This window comes from Streptomyces sp. NL15-2K, from assembly GCF_030551255.1.
Classification (GTDB): Bacteria; Actinomycetota; Actinomycetes; order Streptomycetales; family Streptomycetaceae; genus Streptomyces.
In genome coordinates this window covers 3,689,975-3,707,563 of the sequence record NZ_CP130630.1, presented here as the reverse complement: position 1 = coordinate 3,707,563, position 17,589 = coordinate 3,689,975, and the positions used below count along the sequence as shown (strand labels likewise).

The following is a 17,589-nucleotide window of genomic DNA, read 5'->3' as shown; positions in this document are numbered from 1 at the left end:
TCGGTCTACTTCCCCTTGTGCCCGGACTTGCCCCGGCCCTTGTGCGTGCCGTTCTGAGTGCCGTGCTTGTTGTCGTACTCCTCGTAGGCGTCGACGATACGGCCGACCAGCTTGTGCCGTACGACATCGTGGGACGACAACCGGGAGAAGTGGACGTCGTCCAGGCCCTCAAGGATGTCCTGGACCTGGCGCAGGCCGGACTTCGTCCCGGTCGGGAGGTCCACCTGCGTCACGTCACCCGTGATCACGATCTTCGAGTCGAAGCCGAGGCGGGTGAGGAACATCTTCATCTGCTCGGGGCTGGTGTTCTGGGCTTCGTCCAGGATGATGAAGGCGTCGTTGAGGGTGTTGTGCGTCAGCAGGTAGTCCTGGGTGACGTACAGCGAGTCCTCGGCGGCCACCTGGATGCAGACGGTTTCCTCCTTGCCTGCGGGCTCGATGCTGTCGATGAAGCGCATCGGGCGTCCGCCGCCTCCGGCCGCGTGGTACTTGTCGCGCTTGCGGGCCAGACGGAAGGGCTCTATGCCTTCGGGGAGGCGGATGTCGATGATGTGGGTGTCGCGGCGGTGCGCGCCCAGTGCACTCCCCTGCTTACGCCCCTCGGCCATACGACGTCGGGTGTACGCGACACCACCCAGCGACTGGACCAACGAGATCACGTCGTCACGGAGCAAGATGGACGTGGTCGTGTACTTGATGCGGCAGGTGCGATCGGACTGGGTCTCTGGGCCTCCGTCGGTGTCGAGGAGCCCTTGGAGCACCGCGAGGCGCACTTCGGCCGAGTTGTACAGGTAGTCGTCCGGCACGAACTTGGAGTACGACTTGCTGCCGAGCAGGTCCAAGGTGCGCAGCGCCTGCTTGAGCGGATGTGTCAGCCGGCCTCCCTCAGCGTCGCGGGGTGTCGGCATACGGTTGATGAGGTAGTCGTAGCCGCCACGCGACCGCACCTTGATGCCGGGCACTGCCGTCTCCAGAGCCGAGACCAACTCCAGGTCGGCCGTGGTGAACGAAGGTGTACGGCGCCCGGAGACGCAGCCGTCGCCGAGTAGCAGCCCCAGCGCGTACGGGTCCAGCGGAACCTCGCGTTCGGGGAAGCAGACCGGCGCCGTTAGCAGCGGCAGCTCGTACCGGCGATAGTGCGCCGCCCGCAGGTTGCCGATCATCTCCTGGGTCTCCAGGACCCGCCACGGCTTGTCGCGGCGTTTGTCGTCGCGCGTCCGGACCGTCCACAGGTGCTCGCCGCAGCAGAGGGTCCAAGCCCCGTCCTGGGACGTGACTCGGTAGACGTCCTTCTCGCCCTGCGGGTAAACGCCCAGGACCGGGGTCGGCTCACCATTCGAACCGATGACCAGGTCACCGACCTGAAGATCGCCGATGGGGCGCCAGCCATCCGGTGTGAGGACGTTTGTGAAGATCGGGTGTGCGCGACCTCTCATATACGCCAGCGGCGCCACCTCAATAGTCCCCGCCGCCATCAACCGAGGAATCGAGTCAGGATCAAGCATGTCGTGAAGCGCGTCATACAGCGGCCGCAGATAAGGGTCGATCTTCTCGTACAGCGTTCCAGGCAGGAAGCCGAGCCGCTCGCCCGCCTCGACCGCCGGCCGGGTCAGGATGATGCGGTTGACCTGCTTGGACTGCAGAGCCTGCACCGCCTTGGCCATGGCGAGGTAGGTCTTGCCGGTACCGGCGGGGCCGATACCGAAGACGATCGTGTGCTTGTCGATGGCGTCGACGTACCGCTTCTGGTTGAGGGTCTTGGGGCGGATCGTGCGGCCGCGAGAGGACAGGATGTTCTGCGTGAGCACCTCGGCCGGGGTCTCCTGGCCGTCGCTCTCCCCGTTCTCGCTCGCCTTGAGCATGGCGATCGAGCGTTCCACTGCGTCCTCCGTCATCGGCTGCCCGGTGCGGAGCACCAGCATCATCTCTTCGAACATGCGCGAAATGAGGGCGACATCGACTGGGTCGCCGACCACGCTGATCTCGTTGCCCCGGACGTGGATGTCGGCTGCCGGGAAGGCCTTCTCGATCACGCGCAGCAGGGAGTCGCCGGACCCCAGCACGGTCACCATGGGGTGCTGGGCGGGGACGGTGAACTGTGCTCTCGCCTGTCCCTGTGCGGGTGTGTGAGCTGTGGGTGTCTGAGTCATGGGCCGGCTCTGTAGGCCTTGCTCGTCCTCCTCGAAACGACTCGCGCGCCACGTGGGCCGCCTGGCGATTTCAAGGGTACGCCGGGGTACTGACAACGCCGTAGGCCTTTTCGGCACCGGCCTCCTTTCGGGCCCTCTGGCGTGGCGGGGGCCTTCCTCGGGTGCTGTCGTCCCACCGATCTTGAAGCTCCGCCTCTCCGGGTCGGCGGAGGCGCGGCTTGTTGATCTTGAGGTGTCGGGCGGGGTTGGGCGTCGGCCGGAATTCACCTTGCCGTCCTCCAACACTCACGCATCAATGGAATCGGTAGTTCCGATGGGCCGTCAGATCCGCGCCTCGCGCAGCGTTCCGCACCGCGTCCGCGAGGCAGTCGTCCGCCGGAACTCGCCTCTCCCGTCCATCCCCACATGGCAATCCCACTCGGGAAGGGAACCGGATCCCATGAGACGCAAGCGAACGACAACAGGTGCGGCCCTCGCAGCCGGCGCCCTCGCGATCACCGGCCTCGCTCTCGCCCCCACCGCCGCGGCCGTCACCCCGGACACCGCGACGATCACCGCCGACTGCGGCACCTTCGGTGGCGGCGAGGCCACGCTGACGGCGACGCAGGACGGCACCGCCGCCACGGTCACCGTCAAGTCCTCCGCGATCACCGCGCCGATCGCGCTGGGAGCGGACTCCATCTCTTCGACGCTCACCTTCGTGAAGGCGGGCGGCGGCACCACCGCCTTCACCGGCACCGAGAACCCGGCCATGGCCGCCGGCGACCCCGTCACCGTCGGCCCGCTCGCCGGGACCGTCGCCTCCGGGGACAGCCTGGAGGCGGGCGGCGGCTCGCTGCGGATGACCGTCATCGGCATCACGATCACGTGCACGGCCACCGGTCCGCAGTCGCCGGGCCCGTTCGTGTTCGACTGACCCTTCGACGGCTGTCTGTCGTGACGGGCGCGGTCCCGGCGTCGCCTACAGCGCGTCGGGGCCGCGCTCGCCCGTCCGCACCCGTACGGCCGTCTCCACCGGCAGCACCCACACCTTCCCGTCCCCGATCTTCCCCGTCTGCGCGGCCTTGACGATCGCGTCGATGACGGTGTCCGAGTCGGCGTCCGCTACGACGACCTCGATCCGGACCTTGGGGACCAGGTCGACCTGGTACTCGGCGCCGCGGTACACCTCGGTGTGGCCGCGCTGACGGCCGTAGCCACTGGCCTCGGTCACGGTCAGGCCGTGCACGCCGAGCTCCTGGAGGGCGGTCTTGACCTCGTCGAGGCGGTACGGCTTGACGATCGCGGTGATGAGCTTCATGCCTGGGGCTTGACCTTCTGGGCGGAGTGGACGGGGGAGGGTGACCGGGGCGCCATTGCCCAGGGCGCTGTGATCGTATGACGGTCTCGGCGTGCACCGTAAGGTGCGGGCCCGTGTGCTCCTGCTCCGCGCGGCGAGGGCACGGTCGGTCTGTTGTACGGCGGGGCTCTGTGGATCAGGGAGAATGGGCCCCATGAGCGTTCGCAGCCAGTCATCCCAGCCGTCGGAATCGCCGGAGGCCGCCCACCGGGCGGGCTTCGCCTGTTTCGTCGGCCGCCCCAACGCGGGCAAGTCCACCCTCACGAACGCTCTCGTCGGGCAGAAGGTGGCGATCACGGCGAATCAGCCGCAGACGACGCGGCACACGGTACGGGGGATCGTGCACCGCCCGGACGCGCAGCTGATCCTGGTGGACACCCCGGGCCTGCACAAGCCGCGCACGCTGCTGGGCGAGCGGCTGAACGACGTGGTGCGGACCACCTGGGCAGAGGTGGACATCATCGGCTTCTGCCTGCCGGCGAACGAGAAGCTGGGCCCCGGTGACCGCTTCATCGCCAAGGAACTGGCGGGTATCCGGAAGACCCCCAAGGTCGCGATCGTCACGAAGACGGACCTGGTGGACTCCAAGACCCTCGCCGAGCAGTTGATCGCGATCGACCAGCTGGGCAAGGAGCTGGGCTTCGAGTGGGCGGAGATCGTCCCGGTGTCGGCGGTCGGCGACAAGCAGGTGAGCCTGCTGGCGGACCTGCTGGTCCCGCTCCTCCCGGAGGGCCCGGCCCTCTACCCCGAGGGCGACCTGACGGACGAGCCCGAGCAGGTCATGATCGCCGAGCTGATCCGAGAGGCGGCCCTGGAGGGCGTACGCGACGAGCTTCCCCACTCCATCGCGGTCGTGGTGGAGGAGATGCTGCCCCGCGAGGACCGGCCGGCGGACAAGCCGCTCCTCGACATCCACGCCAACCTCTTCATCGAGCGGCCCAGCCAGAAGGGGATCATCATCGGTCCCAAGGGCAAGCGGCTGAAGGACGTCGGCATCAAGTCGCGCAAGCAGATCGAGGCGCTGCTCGGCACGCCGGTGTTCCTCGACCTGCATGTGAAGGTGGCGAAGGACTGGCAGCGGGACCCGAAGCAGTTGCGGCGGCTGGGTTTCTGACGGGTGGGGCCACGCCTCGTCCGGGACAGTCACAGGCCGGCCCAGCGCAGGATGGTGGCCGTGGCTTCGGCGCGGGTCGTGGGGGAGAGGTTCGCGAGCCTGGCGTGGTGGTTGATCCCCTCGGCCCGGAGGATGCGGGAGTCCCGGGTGCCGGGGCCCAGGCGGAAGGGTTCGGCGACCGCGGGGTCCTGGGTGCCGTTGACGAAGAGCAGGCGGCTGCCCGCCGTGCGGACCCAGCGGTCGATGTCGGGCATCGCGCGGGCGTCGTAGCGCATCGGGATGTCGCGGGGGACGAAGTTGCGGGGGTCCACGGGGTCCGGGTAGCGCAGGAGACCCTTCAGGTGGGCCGTGGAGACGGTGCCGTACCCGAGCTGCGTGCCCAGTTGGTAGAAGTACGGGATGTAGTGCTCCGCGACCGGATCGGCGTACACCTCGAGTACCGCCGTGGTGTCCAGCCAGCTGTAGAGCTCGTCGGTCGTTGCCTCCGGGCCGGGCACGGTGGCGCAGGCCGACGCGGGGTGGTTCTGCCAGAACATCGCCGGCGCCCGCAGCACCGCCGTCTCGAAGGCCTTGTCGGCGCTGCCCACGATGCGGAACGTGGCGCCGGTGGACGCCGCCCAGGCCTTGTAGCGGGCGACCATCTCCCCCCGGCGCAGCAGTAGCTGCCGCTGCGCCGTCTTGAGGGCGTCGCGGCAGGAGGGCGTGCCCACCGTGTCGAGGAACCTCAAATACGCGGAGTCGTCGTGGTCGTCGACGTTGTTCGGGGCCGAGTACGCGACCGTGCCGTCCACGTCGCCCGGGTGGAAACGGCGGTGGTAGACGGAGGCCATGCCGCCCTTGCTGCCGCCCGTCGAGATCCACGTTCCGCGGTAGAGCTTCCTGAACAGCTGTACGACACGGTGGTGGTCCTCGGCGGCCTGCCGGACGGTCAGGTGGGACCAGTCCACCGTCGCCGGGCGGGAGGTGCCGAAGAAGCGGTGCTCGACTCCGATCTGGTTGCCGTCGAGCAGTTCGGTCGGTTCGGTCCGACGCGGTGACAGCGGTACCTCGTAGCCCGTCGTGGACAGCACCGTGGGACGGTCCGCCGCTTTGTGGAGCAACGTCAGCCGCTGCTCGAAGGTGCCTGCCGACGGACGGGCGTGATCGACCGGCTGGCGCAGACCGAGGACGAAGAAGCGGTACCCCGGATCCGCGGCCGGCCGTTCCTCGATCACCCGCAGGCCGGGCAGGGCCCGCAGGGCGTCGAGGATGTCGCCCTGCCGGGAAACGGACCCGTCGCCCGTCCGGGAACCTCCCCACTCGGCCGTCGCCGGCATGGCGGGCGCGGCCGCCGTCAGGGTCAGGACCCCTGCCATCGCCGTCGCCGCCGTCACCAGGCGCCTGCTCCACGTTCGCATCGCGATTCCTCCCCGACCGACTGTCGCTGTCTGTCTCCGACCGCTTCAGTACAGCCGCCGGGCGGCACGGGGAGATCCCCCGCGGGCGGGGGGCGTATCCCTCGTGCGGGGGAGAGCGGCGGGGAGGGGAGCGGGGAGGGCAGCGGACGAGAGCAGCGGGGCGGAGGAAGCCGTACGGTCAGGTCTGGCTGGGGGACATGTCCTGCAAGCCCACCACCCGCAGCAACCGCAACCGCTCGTACGACTCCGAACCCGGGCGGGCCGTGTGGACGATCAGCAGGTGGTGGTGTTCGTGGTTGAGGAGGACCTCGCAGTCCAGTTCCAGGAGGCCCACCAGGGGGTGGCGGAAGCGCTTGGTCGACGAGCGGCGCAGGGCCACCTCGTGTTCGTCCCACAAGCGGGCGAACTCCTCGCTGCCCGAGCGTAGTTCGGCGGCCAGCGCGGCCGGTTCCGGGTCGTCGGGGCGGGCGGCCGCGACCGCGCGCAGGTTCGAGACGTGGGCGCGGGCGTGGTCCGGGAGGTCCTCCGGAGGGTAGAGGTCGCGGGCCGTCGGGTCGAGGAAGAAGCGGCGGACGAGGTTGCGTTCGCGTGGTGGGCGCGCGAAGGCGTCGCCGCTCAGCGCCCTTGCCATCACGTTCTGCGCGAGGACGTCACCGCAGTCGGTCAGCACCTGCGCCGGGGTGTCGTGCAGGCGGTCCAGGACCAGGAGGAGGCCAGGGCGTACGTGCGCGGAAGTGGTCTCGCGGCGCGGTGGTTCCTCTCCGGCCAGGTGGAAGAGGTGGTCGCGTTCGTCGTCCGTCAGGCGCAGGGCCCTGGCCAGCGCGCTCAGCATGCATCGGGGACGTCAACGACCGCAGCCCTGAACATCCGTGACGCTTCCTCGGCGTCCGAGCCGGAGGCCGACGAGCGGCGGTCGGGACCGCGAGGAAGCTCCACAAGGAAAACGCCCCGGCATCCAACCGAAAGGCCGCAGGCGGTGGCCGTCTACGACCCTTGACAGGCCCGGCCCTCATGGGTGGGGTTTCGCCCCCGCCGCGCCGGCTGACCATTCAGTGCTGCGCCCGCAGCACCTCCCGGTACCAGTCGTACGACGCCTTCGGCGTCCTCTCCAGCGTCCCGTAGTCCACGTGCACCAGCCCGAACCGGCGTGCGTACCCCTCCGCCCACTCGAAGTTGTCCAGGAGCGACCACACGAAATAGCCGCGTACGTCCACCCCCGCCTCCACCGCCCGGTGCAGCGCCCGGATGTGGCCGTCCAGGTAGGTGATGCGGGCCTGGTCGTCACGGCCCTCGTACGAGCAGCCGTTCTCGGTGATGACGATCGGCGGGAGTCGGTCGCCGTAGCGGGCGTGGAAGGTGGTCAGCAGCTCGGTCAGGCCCTCGGGGACCACCGGCCAGCCGAAGTCCGTGACCGGGACTCCTTCGATCTCCCGGACGGAGAAGGGGAGTTCGGCCGGGATGGTGAGACCGCCGAACTCGATGTCCGCGCCCTGCGGCGCGCCCACCCGTGTCGGCGCGTAGTAGTTGATGCCGTACCAGTCCAGCGGCTCGCCGATGATCTTGAGGTCGGCCGGGACGTCCCCCGGCATCAACTCGCCGAGGCCCGCCGGGTATTCGCCCAGCAGCACCGGGTCCGCGAACAGGCGGTTCAGCAGGACGTCGTAGAACTCCGCCGCCTCCACGTCCGCGGGCTCCCGCGACGCCGGCCAGGTCGGCCCGTGGGAGTTCGCGATCCCGATGTCCGTGGCGCCGGCCGCGCGCAGGGCACGTACGCCGAGACCGTGGGCGAGCAGCTGGTGGTGGGCGGCCGGGAGCGCGTCGAACATCAGCTGCTTGCCCGGTGCGTGCGCGCCGAGGGCATGGCCGAACAGCGTGTGTTCGGCCGGCTCGTTGATCGTGATCCACTTCTGCACTCGGTCGCCCAGCCGGTCCGCCACGACCGACACGTACTCCGCGAAACGCGACGCGGTGTCCCGCTCCAGCCAGTCCAGTCCCAACGGCAGGTCCCAGTGGAACAGCGTCGGCACCGGCCGTATCCCCGCCGCGCACAGCTCGTCCACCAGGCGGTCGTAGAAGTCCAGGCCGCCTGCGAAGCGCACCCGCGGCCAGGAGATCGAGAAGCGGTACGCGTCCACGCCGAGGCCGGCCAGGAGCGCCACGTCCTCGCGGTAGCGGTGGTAGTGGTCGCAGGCCACCGCCGCCGTCGAGCCGTCCTTCACCCGTCCGGGCTCGGCCGTGAAGGCGTCCCAGACGGACGCCTCGCGCTCGTCGGCCGCGCCCTCGATCTGGTGGGCCGAGGTCGACACGCCCCACAGGAAGCCGTCGGGGAACGCCGGGAGCTCAGGTACCTCAGGTACGGGTATCGGGTTCGTCGCCATGCGCCGGATCATCCGTACCGGGGGTAACGGAAGTCAACCGGCGGGCGTGAACAGCGAGTTGCTTACGCGCCCTCCTTCAAGACCCTGGAGATCAGTTTCCGCTGCTCGTCCGTGAGCCGGGGATCGGCCGCGTACACCGTCTTCCCGTCCACGGTGATCTGGTAGCTGAAGCCGTCCGGCACCCCGATGGGGGGCGTGCCCCGGCCGGAGGCCACCGCGCTCTCGGCCAGGGCGTGCCACTCCTGGGCATCGGGCCGCCCCGAGGTGTCCACCTCGGCATGCCGCTCGATGCCCGCGAATCCGCCCGTGCGCCTCACCTGAATACGCATGGGTTCCTGTCTAGTACGGAGTCAGAGGATGCGCACCCCGACTTGCTCCCATGCCTTCTCCACGGCCTGGAGCTCCTCGCCCCCGTCGCCGTACCGCTCCCGCGCCGCCTTCACCGTCAGCTTGGCGAAGTCGGTGAACAGCGCCCGCTCCGTCAGCTCGCCGCCGGTCAGGACGTCGTACCAGACCTGGCCCGCCTTCTCCCAGGCGTAGCCGCCGAGGGCGGTCGCGGCCAGGTAGAAGGCGTGGTTGGGGATGCCGGAGTTGATGTGGACGCCGCCGTTGTCGCGGCCGGTGCGGACGTAGTCGTCCATGGTCGCGGGCTGCGGGTCCTTGCCGAGGACGTCGTCGTCGTACGCGGTGCCCGGCGCCTTCATGGAGCGCAGGGCCTTGCCGGTCACGCTCGGGGCGAGCAGGCCCGCGCCGATCAGCCAGTCGGCCTCGGCGGCGGTCTGGCCGAGCGTGTACTGCTTGATGAGCGCGCCGAAGACGTCGGACATCGACTCGTTCAGGGCACCCGGCTGGCCGTAGTAGGTGAGGTTCGCCGTGTACTGGGTGACGCCGTGGGTGAGCTCGTGGCCGATGACGTCGATCGGGATGGTGAAGTCGAGGAAGATCTCGCCGTCGCCGTCGCCGAACACCATCTGCTCGCCGTTCCAGAAGGCGTTGTTGTAGTTCTCGTCGTAGTGGACGGTGGCGTCCAGGGGCAGGCCGTCGCCGTCGATGGAGTGGCGGCCGTAGGCCTTGAGGAAGAGGTCGAAGGTGGCGCCGAGGCCGGAGTAGGCGCGGTTGACCGTGGCGTCCTGGCCGGGCTCCGTGCCCTCGCCGCGCACCTCGGTGCCGGGCAGGCCGGTCTTGTGCTCGGCGTCGTAGATGGTGCGCAGCGGCTGCTCGGATGGTGCCTTCGCCGTCGGAGCAGCGGCCAGGCGGAACTCGGTGGTCACGCGGCGGCGGCCGCGCAGCTCGCTGTCGCGCATCAGGGTGCGCCGGGCGGGACCGGAGAGTGCGGGGTCGTCGTTCCGTGCCAGCTTGTCGAGGACATGCGGTGGTACGACGGTGCAGAAGACGGGCTCGAAGCCCCCGTTGGTCGTCATGCCCGGCACCCTTGCACTGAGTCATTGCGCTGTCATCACCCGCAACCATGATTGGTGAAATGTGCGGACAAGAGGGGTGGAGACAGGCCCGAAAGTGGTATGGAGCACTTTTTGTCCCGTTGATCCCTCCGGTCCCGCATACTGATACGCACCCGCGCAACCGGAGTGGCTCCGCTACGCTACGGAGCATCATGCGTTTCGGGCTGCTTCTCCTTAGCTGCCGCGGCGAGGGCCTGTAGTCGAGGCCGACTCCCTCCCCGCGGAGCTTGGCGTTGCGTCGTCGGCCGTCCTTCCGGACATCCTGAGGAGCCCGAAGCATTATGGCGAAGCGTCAGAACCGCCAGCAGCCCACTTCCATGCCGGTCCACAAGTACGGCCAGTACGAGCAGGTCGACATCCCCGACCGCACCTGGCCTCAGAAGCGGATCACCGCCGCCCCCCGCTGGCTCTCCACGGACCTGCGTGACGGCAACCAGGCCCTGATCGACCCCATGTCGCCCGAGCGCAAGCGCCGGATGTTCGACCAGCTGGTCAAGATGGGCTACAAGGAGATCGAGGTCGGCTTCCCGGCGTCGGGACAGACGGACTTCGACTTCGTACGGTCGATCATCGAGGAGCCGGGGGCCATCCCCGACGACGTCACCATCTCCGTACTGACCCAGGCCCGCGAGGACCTGATCGAGCGGACCGTCGAGTCGCTGAAGGGCGCCAAGCGCGCCACCGTGCACCTGTACAACGCCACCGCGCCCGTCTTCCGCCGCGTGGTCTTCCGCGGTTCCAAGGACGACATCAAGCAGATCGCCGTGGACGGCACGCGGCTGGTCATGGAGTACGCGGAGAAGCTGCTGGGCCCCGAGACCGAGTTCGGCTACCAGTACAGCCCCGAGATCTTCACCGACACCGAGCTGGACTTCGCGCTGGAGGTCTGCGAGGCGGTCATGGACGTCTGGCAGCCCGGTCCGGACCGCGAGATCATCCTCAACCTGCCCGCCACGGTGGAGCGTTCGACGCCGTCCACGCACGCCGACCGCTTCGAGTGGATGGGCCGCAACCTCTCCCGCCGCGAGTACGTCTGCCTGTCGATCCACCCGCACAACGACCGCGGTACGGCCGTCGCCGCCGCCGAGCTGGCGCTGATGGCCGGCGCCGACCGCGTCGAGGGCTGCCTGTTCGGTCAGGGCGAGCGCACCGGCAACGTCGACCTGGTCACCCTGGGCATGAACCTGTTCTCCCAGGGCGTCGACCCGCAGATCGACTTCTCCGACATCGATGAGATCCGTCGTACGTGGGAGTACTGCAACCAGATGGAGGTCCACCCGCGCCACCCGTACGTGGGCGACCTGGTCTACACGTCCTTCTCCGGCTCCCACCAGGACGCCATCAAGAAGGGCTTCGACGCGATGGAGGCCGACGCGGCCGCCAAGGGCGTCACCGTCGACGACATCGAGTGGGCCGTGCCGTACCTGCCGATCGACCCCAAGGACGTCGGCCGGTCCTACGAGGCGGTCATCCGGGTCAACTCGCAGTCCGGCAAGGGCGGGATCGCGTACGTCCTGAAGAACGACCACAAGCTGGACCTGCCGCGCCGGATGCAGATCGAGTTCTCCAAGCTCATCCAGGCCAAGACGGACGCCGAGGGCGGCGAGGTCACCGGCAACGACATCTGGGCGACCTTCCAGGACGAGTACCTGCCCAACCCCGAGAACCCGTGGGGCCGTATTCAGGTCAAGAACGGCCAGTCGAGCACGGACAAGGACGGCGTCGACACGCTGACCGTCGAGGCCGAGGTGGACGGCGTCGAGACCACCCTGGTGGGCACCGGCAACGGTCCGATCTCCGCGTTCTTCCACGCGCTGCAGGGCATCGGCATCGACGCCCGCCTGCTGGACTACCAGGAGCACACGATGAGCGAGGGTGCCTCCGCGCAGGCCGCCTCGTACATCGAATGCGCGATCGACGGCAAGGTTCTGTGGGGCATCGGCATCGATGCGAACACGACACGCGCCTCGCTGAAGGCGGTCGTCTCCGCCGTCAACCGAGCCGCTCGCTGACCAGCCGGACCGGCGGTTCGAGGACCCCGTTCGCCTTTTCCACGGCGGGCGGGGTCCCGTCGTATACCGGCCAATCCCTGTGCAGGTCACGGGTAGGTCTCGTCCGGGGTACTGACTACGCCTCCCGGATGTGGCTAACATCACGCAAGCGCGGCGATGTTGCCGCGTGGTTACGGAGGTGCGACGTGCTGCCAGGACGGGGACGAAACGGCCGTGCTGCCAGGCCTGTGCGACTCCTGGGCACCCGGACCGCGTGGACGACCGTCGGCGACGGCGAGTTCTTCTGCCCCGGGTGCGGAGGGGACCGCAACTACCAGCGGCTGACCGGCCGCCGCCGCTTCACCCTCCTCAGCGTGCCCGTCGTCCCGCGCGGCGAGACCGGTCCCGTCGTGGAGTGCGCCGCCTGCAGCCGCCACTTCGGCACGGACGTCCTCGACCACCCCACCACCACCCGCTTCTCCGCGATGCTCCGCGACGCCGTCCACACGGTCGCCCTCGCGGTGCTCGCCGCGGGCGGCACCTGCTCCCGTACGTCCCTGGAGACCGCCGCCGCCACGGTCCGCGCCGCCGGCTTCGACGACTGCACCGAGGACCAGCTGGGCGCCCTCGTCGAGGCCCTCGAGGCGGACACCGGCCGGGTCTACGGCCGCCCCTGCGGAGCCGGGCTCGCCATAGAGCTGCACGAGGCACTGGACCCGCTCGCCCCGCACCTCGCTCCGGCCGGCCGCGAATCGATCCTGCTGCAGGGCGCGCGCATCGCCCTGGCCGACGGGCCGTACACCCCCGCCGAGCGGGACGTCCTCGCGACCGTGGGCGCCGCGCTGACCATCTGCTCGGACGACGTGACCAGGCTGCTGGCGGCGGCGCGGACGCCGTCGTAGGCGCGGCCGCGAGCACAGCGGCAAGCCCGGCACCGGGTGCCCGCCGCCGTCGTATGCCCGGCAACAGGTGCCCGCCGCCGTCCACCGGGCTCCTCCGTCGGCGCGATGACCGGTCGGTTGTGCCCGGGGCCGGACGGCCGTGGTGATCAGTGGTGATCAGCGGTGTGATGCGGCCGGGTGGCCGGACACGGACGCGTCGGTCCGGGCGCCGCGGTGTTCGTCGATCTGCGCGCCGCCCACCGCGATGACCAGTACGGCGATGCCGGCGAGCCCCTGCAGGCAGGCGCTGACGACGGCACGGAGCCGGTACAGCGGTGCGACGGTCAGCACCACGACAGCGCCTGCGATGCCCACGTACAGCCAGTTGGGGCTGAGGGAGATGTCGGAGTTGTCCGCGCCGGGATCGAACGGCTTCCAGCCGCTGTAGTCGATGCCGAGCAGGAACGCCGCGACGGCCCCGATGCCGTCGAGGACGAGCAGCCCGGCGCCCAGGGCGATGTCCCCGGCGAGGGGCAGCCTCCGGCGTCCGGTTGGCGGGGGCGGCACGTTGCCGCCGTGGAACCGCGGGAGGCCGCGGGGCCGTCGAGAGGCGAGGTCGGTCATGGGGGCAAGCTTCCCTCGCATGCGGGACCGGGTCCTGAGTACAGGTACTCAGCGGACTCGCCGGCGTCCGTCGCCCACTCGACCGGATTACTCCCGGGGGAGTAACGGGCCCGTCCGGCCACCTCTGGCAGTAACCCCCAACTCGCCCTCGGGCCCGACGAATCGGCCCCTTCCCGCCGGGAGTCTGGAACCGACCCAGACAACCCGACCGGAGGGAGGCCCGTCATATGGGGGCCGCAAGGACATCCGTACGGCGGCGGCGAGCCGTGCCCTGGCTGGTGCTCGGGCTGTGGATCGCCGTACTGGCGATCGCCTCGCCGTTCGCCTCGAAACTCGGCGACGTCCAGCGTGACCGTGCCGTCGACTATCTGCCGGCCAGTGCCGACTCCACCCAGGCCGCCAAGATCGAGGAGCGGCTGCCCGGTGGTGAGGCCACCGAAATGGTCGTCGTCTACCACCGCGACGGCGGACTGACCGCCGCCGACAAGGCCACCGCCGCCGGCCAGATCGACCGGATCGCCGACGCGCACACCCTGACCGGCGAACCGGCCGGAGTGCCGTCCCGGGACGGCACCACCCTGATCTACCCGGTGGCCAGCACCGAGCCCGGCACGGACGAGAAGGCCCGGGAGGAGCTGGTCATCGACGTACGGGACATCGCGCAGGGCGGCGACGGGCTGAGCGTCGACGTCGGCGGTCCGGAGGCGCTCGACACGGACGCCTCCGAGGTCTACGACTCGCTCGACGGACCGCTGCTCTACACCGCCCTCGCGGTCGTCGCGCTGCTGCTGATCCTCATCTACCGCAGCCCGTTCCTGTGGCTGCTGCCGCTCTTCGTCGCCGGTATGGCCGACTATCTGTCGATGGGCCTCGCCTACGGGCTCAACCAGTGGTTCGGGACGTCCGTGTCCGGCCAGAGTTCCGGCATCATGACGATCCTCGTGATCGGCGCGGGGACCGACTACGCGTTGCTGCTCGTCTCCCGGTACCGGGAGGAACTGCGGCGCATCGAGCGGCCGTACGACGCCATGGTCACCGCCCTGCGCGGCTGCGGGCCCGCCGTGCTCGCCTCCTCGGGCACCGTCGCCGCCGGACTGCTGTGCCTGCTCGCCGCCGACCTCAACTCCAGCCGGGGCATGGGCCCGCTCGGCGCCCTCGGCGTGCTGTGCGCGCTGGTGGCCATGCTGACCCTGCTGCCCGCGCTGCTGGTGCTGCTGGGCCGGCGGGTGTTCTGGCCGCTGGTGCCGCGCTACGGCAGTACACCCAAGGTCCGCCGGTCGCTGTTCTCCGCGATGGGCAGCTCCGCCGGGCGACGCCCGCTGACCGTGCTCGCCGGTGGCGCCGTCCTGCTCGGGGCGCTCGCGCTGGGCACACTGAACCTGCCCGGCACCATCAAGCAGGAGGACTCCTTCACCAACAAGCCCGAAGCTGTAGCCGCCATGGAGACCCTGGCCAAGGCCTACCCCGAGCAGGGCACGCAGCCCATCAGCGTCATCGCGCCCACCGACCGCGCCGACGCCGCCCTGGCCGACATCCGCGATACGGGCGGCGTGGAGAGCGCCGAACGCGGTCGCAGCGGCGACGGCTGGACCGAGATCTCCGTACTCGCCGCCGCCCCGCCGCAGTCCCCGGGCGAGACACGCACCATCGAGGATCTGCGCGACCGGCTCGACGGCTCCTACGTCGGCGGAGTGAGCGCCGAGCAGATCGACCTGAAGGACACCAACGCCCGCGACCGGCTGATCGTCGTACCGCTCGTGCTGCTGTCGGTCCTGCTGATCCTCGTCGTGCTGCTGCGCAGCATCGTCGCGCCGCTGCTGCTGGTGGCCGCCGTGGTCGCGGTGTGGGGCGCGGCGCTCGGCATCGGCGGGCTGGTCTTCGGGCCGGTGTTCGGCTTCGAGGGCACCGACCCCGGACTCGGGCTGCTGTCCTTCGTGTTCCTCGTCGCCCTCGGCGTCGACTACGGCATCTTCCTGATGCACCGGATGCGGGAGGAGGCGTTGAAGGGCGCCGAGCCCGTGGCGGCCGCCCTCACCGCGCTGCGGACGACGGGCGGGGTCATCGCCTCCGCGGGACTGGTCCTCGCGGCCACCTTCGCGGTGCTCATCAACATGCCGCTCGTCCAACTCGTCGAGCTGGGCTTCGTCATCGCGGTGGGCGTCCTGCTCGACACCTTCCTCGTCCGCACCTACCTGGTCACCAGCGCGAGCGTCGCGCTGCGCCGCAAGGTGTGGTGGCCGGGCCGCCTCTCCCGCGAGCCCGGACCGCCAATGCCGCCGAAGGAACCCGAGCCGGTGACCGCGTCCGCCCACTGACCCGAACAGGCGCCCCTCCCTCCCGGAGGGGCGCCCTCCTCACGGAAGATGACCCTGTGCAGGCAACCACCACGGCATCTCCCCGCCTCGGCGAGCGGGTCATGGCGGCGATCAACCGCGACCCCCGCACCGCCCCGCACGGCATGCGCAACGACGCGCTGCTGGCCGGGGCGCTCGCCGTCGTCGCCACGGCCCTCGCCCTGCTCGTCAACGACGGGCTGCGGCCCGACGCGCTCGGCTGGAGCCTGCTGCTCGCCGCGCATGTGCCGCTCGTGTGGCGGCGCCGCCACCCCGTGCCGGTGCTGCTCGTGGCGCTGGCCTGCGTCGCTCCGTACCACGCCCTCGACAACAACCACACCGCGCCCATTCCGGCGACCATGGTGGTGCTGTACACGATCGCGGCGACCGGCACGGTGCGCCGTACGCTGCTCACCGGCACCACGGTCCTCGGCGTGACGCTGATCATGAACGCCCTCACCAACCCCGACGGGGTGGTGGAGCTCCTGCGGATCTCCGGCTGGGTCGTCGCCGTCCTCTTCCTCGGCATCGACGTCCGCTACTACCGCCAGTACGTCGCCGCCATCGTCGAACGCGCGGTACGCGCCGAACGCACCCGGGAGGAGGAGGCCCGCCGCCGCGTCGCCGAGGAGCGCCTGCGGATCGCCCGGGACCTGCACGACCTGCTCGCGCACAGCATCACCCTCATCGGCGTGCAGACCTCCGTCGCCGCCCATGTGCTGGCCGCCGACCCTGAACGCCTGGACCGGCAGACGCTCGCCAAGGCCCTCGACGACATCGCCGGGACCTGCCGCTCCGCGCGCGGCGAACTGCGCACCACCCTGGAGGTGCTGCGCGAGCACGGCTCGGTCGACGCGCGCGGCCCGCTGCCCGGCCTCGACGGGCTGCCCGACCTGGTGGAGGCCGCCCGGCTCGCGGGCGCGAAGGTCCAGCAGACGGTGGCGATACGGCAGGCGCCGCCCGCCGTCGGCGCAGCCGCCTACCGGATCGTCCAGGAGGCGCTCACCAACGCCGTACGGCACGCAGGCCCCGAACCGGCCGTCGCCGTCGACCTGTACGAGAAGGACGGCGCCCTGCACCTCGCCGTCACCGACGACGGCACCGGACCGACCCCCGGGAAGGCGCCGGGCTTCGGCCTCGTCGGGATGCGCGAGCGCGCCCGCAGCGTGGGCGGCACACTCGACGCCGGGCCGCGCGACCGGGGCGGCTTCCAGGTGACCGCCGTACTTCCGCTGGGAGGAGCCACGTGACCATCCGCGTCCTGCTCGCCGACGACCAGACCCTCGTCCGGGCCGCGTTCGCCATGCTCGTCGAGTCCGCGCCGGACATGGAGGTCGTGGGACAGGCGGCGACGGGCCGCGAGGCACTGGAAATGGCCCGCAGCGAACGCGCCGACCTCGTGGTGATGGACATCCGCATGCCCGACCTGGACGGCATCGAGGCGACCCGGCAGATCGCCGCCGACGAGGACCTGGCGGGCGTCAAGGTTCTCGTCCTCACCACCTATGACACCGACGAGCACATCATCGAGGCGCTGCGGGCCGGCGCGTCCGGGTTCCTGGTGAAGGACACCCGTCCGGCCGAACTGCTTGACGCGATCCGGACGGTGGCGGCCGGGGAGGCGCTGCTGTCGCCAGGGCCGACGGCACGGCTGATCGAGCGACTTCTGCGCAGCCCTTCGGCTCCACCGGCGGCGGGCGGGCCCGAATGCCTGTCCGAACGGGAGCGCGAGGTGCTCACCCTGGTGGCGCGCGGGCTCAACAACACCGAGGTCGCCGAGGCGTTGGGCCTGAGCCCGCTGACGGCGAAGACGCACGTCAGCCGGATCATGGGGAAGCTGGGGGCGCGGGATCGGGCGCAGTTGGTCATCGTGGCGTACGAGTCGGGGATGGTCACGCCCGGGAGCATGTGACGGGCAGTCA

General features: G+C 70.2%; 14 protein-coding genes and 1 pseudogene. 7 read left to right on the top strand and 8 right to left on the bottom strand.

Annotated features, from left to right (window positions below; all coding sequences use genetic code 11):
* Window positions 1-5 precede the first annotated feature (5 nt).
* Window positions 6-2,150 (bottom strand): PhoH family protein, encoded by a 2,145-nt coding sequence (locus Q4V64_RS55020; protein ID WP_124442391.1) that lies wholly within the window; start codon window positions 2,148-2,150, stop codon window positions 6-8.
* Window positions 2,151-2,589: 439 nt separating this feature from the next.
* Here Q4V64_RS55020 and Q4V64_RS16335 point away from each other — a divergent pair, with 439 nt between their 5' ends.
* Window positions 2,590-3,066 (top strand): hypothetical protein, encoded by a 477-nt coding sequence (locus Q4V64_RS16335; RefSeq protein ID WP_124442392.1) that lies wholly within the window; start codon window positions 2,590-2,592, stop codon window positions 3,064-3,066.
* A gap of 45 nt (window positions 3,067-3,111) precedes the next feature.
* On the opposite strand, the gene Q4V64_RS16330 is transcribed toward Q4V64_RS16335, so the two are convergent.
* Window positions 3,112-3,450: a P-II family nitrogen regulator gene (locus Q4V64_RS16330; RefSeq protein ID WP_124442393.1), complete on the bottom strand. Its 339-nt coding sequence runs from the start codon at window positions 3,448-3,450 to the stop codon at window positions 3,112-3,114.
* 184 nt (window positions 3,451-3,634) lie between these two features.
* Between Q4V64_RS16330 and era the strand changes: the two genes are divergently transcribed.
* Window positions 3,635-4,603 (top strand): GTPase Era, encoded by a 969-nt coding sequence (gene era / locus Q4V64_RS16325; protein ID WP_124442394.1) that lies wholly within the window; start codon window positions 3,635-3,637, stop codon window positions 4,601-4,603.
* A 29-nt stretch (window positions 4,604-4,632) separates the two neighbouring features.
* Here era and Q4V64_RS16320 read toward each other — a convergent pair whose 3' ends face one another.
* From Q4V64_RS16320 to Q4V64_RS16300, 5 genes and pseudogenes are all read right to left on the bottom strand, one after another.
* A complete protein-coding gene (locus Q4V64_RS16320; RefSeq protein ID WP_124442395.1) occupies window positions 4,633-6,000 on the bottom strand; it encodes a S28 family serine protease in 1,368 nt (455 codons plus the stop codon).
* A 178-nt stretch (window positions 6,001-6,178) separates the two neighbouring features.
* A pseudogene (locus Q4V64_RS16315) lies at window positions 6,179-6,832 on the bottom strand (transcriptional regulator); the annotation flags it as partial.
* A gap of 217 nt (window positions 6,833-7,049) precedes the next feature.
* The gene (locus Q4V64_RS16310; protein WP_124442396.1) at window positions 7,050-8,390 is read right to left on the bottom strand and encodes a GH1 family beta-glucosidase; all 1,341 of its coding nucleotides are present in this window, start codon (window positions 8,388-8,390) and stop codon (window positions 7,050-7,052) included.
* 50 nt (window positions 8,391-8,440) lie between these two features.
* A complete protein-coding gene (locus Q4V64_RS16305) occupies window positions 8,441-8,707 on the bottom strand; it encodes a protealysin inhibitor emfourin (RefSeq protein WP_124442397.1) in 267 nt (88 codons plus the stop codon).
* Between the two features lie 21 nt (window positions 8,708-8,728).
* Window positions 8,729-9,799: a M4 family metallopeptidase gene (locus tag Q4V64_RS16300; RefSeq protein WP_124442398.1), complete on the bottom strand. Its 1,071-nt coding sequence runs from the start codon at window positions 9,797-9,799 to the stop codon at window positions 8,729-8,731.
* A 320-nt stretch (window positions 9,800-10,119) separates the two neighbouring features.
* On the opposite strand from Q4V64_RS16300, the gene leuA reads away from it, so the two are divergent.
* Window positions 10,120-11,850, top strand: coding sequence for a 2-isopropylmalate synthase (gene leuA / locus Q4V64_RS16295; RefSeq protein ID WP_124442399.1), 1,731 nt, complete (start codon window positions 10,120-10,122; stop codon window positions 11,848-11,850).
* A 185-nt stretch (window positions 11,851-12,035) separates the two neighbouring features.
* Entirely contained in the window at window positions 12,036-12,731 is a 696-nt protein-coding gene (locus Q4V64_RS16290; RefSeq protein WP_124442400.1) for a TerB family tellurite resistance protein, read from the top strand.
* A 156-nt stretch (window positions 12,732-12,887) separates the two neighbouring features.
* Here Q4V64_RS16290 and Q4V64_RS16285 read toward each other — a convergent pair whose 3' ends face one another.
* A complete protein-coding gene (locus tag Q4V64_RS16285; protein ID WP_124442401.1) occupies window positions 12,888-13,334 on the bottom strand; it encodes a DUF6234 family protein in 447 nt (148 codons plus the stop codon).
* A gap of 227 nt (window positions 13,335-13,561) precedes the next feature.
* Here Q4V64_RS16285 and Q4V64_RS16280 point away from each other — a divergent pair, with 227 nt between their 5' ends.
* The 3 genes from Q4V64_RS16280 to Q4V64_RS16270 are packed head-to-tail and all read left to right on the top strand — an operon-like array spanning window position 13,562 to window position 17,579.
* The gene (locus Q4V64_RS16280) at window positions 13,562-15,649 is read left to right on the top strand and encodes an MMPL family transporter (protein WP_124442402.1); all 2,088 of its coding nucleotides are present in this window, start codon (window positions 13,562-13,564) and stop codon (window positions 15,647-15,649) included.
* Window positions 15,646-16,917 (top strand): sensor histidine kinase, encoded by a 1,272-nt coding sequence (locus tag Q4V64_RS16275; RefSeq protein ID WP_124442418.1) that lies wholly within the window; start codon window positions 15,646-15,648, stop codon window positions 16,915-16,917. Before Q4V64_RS16280 ends, Q4V64_RS16275 begins: the two co-directional genes overlap by 4 nt.
* Entirely contained in the window at window positions 16,914-17,579 is a 666-nt protein-coding gene (locus tag Q4V64_RS16270) for a response regulator transcription factor (RefSeq protein ID WP_124442403.1), read from the top strand. The genes Q4V64_RS16275 and Q4V64_RS16270 overlap by 4 nt, the downstream gene beginning before the upstream one ends.
* The last annotated feature ends 10 nt before the right edge of the window (window positions 17,580-17,589 follow it).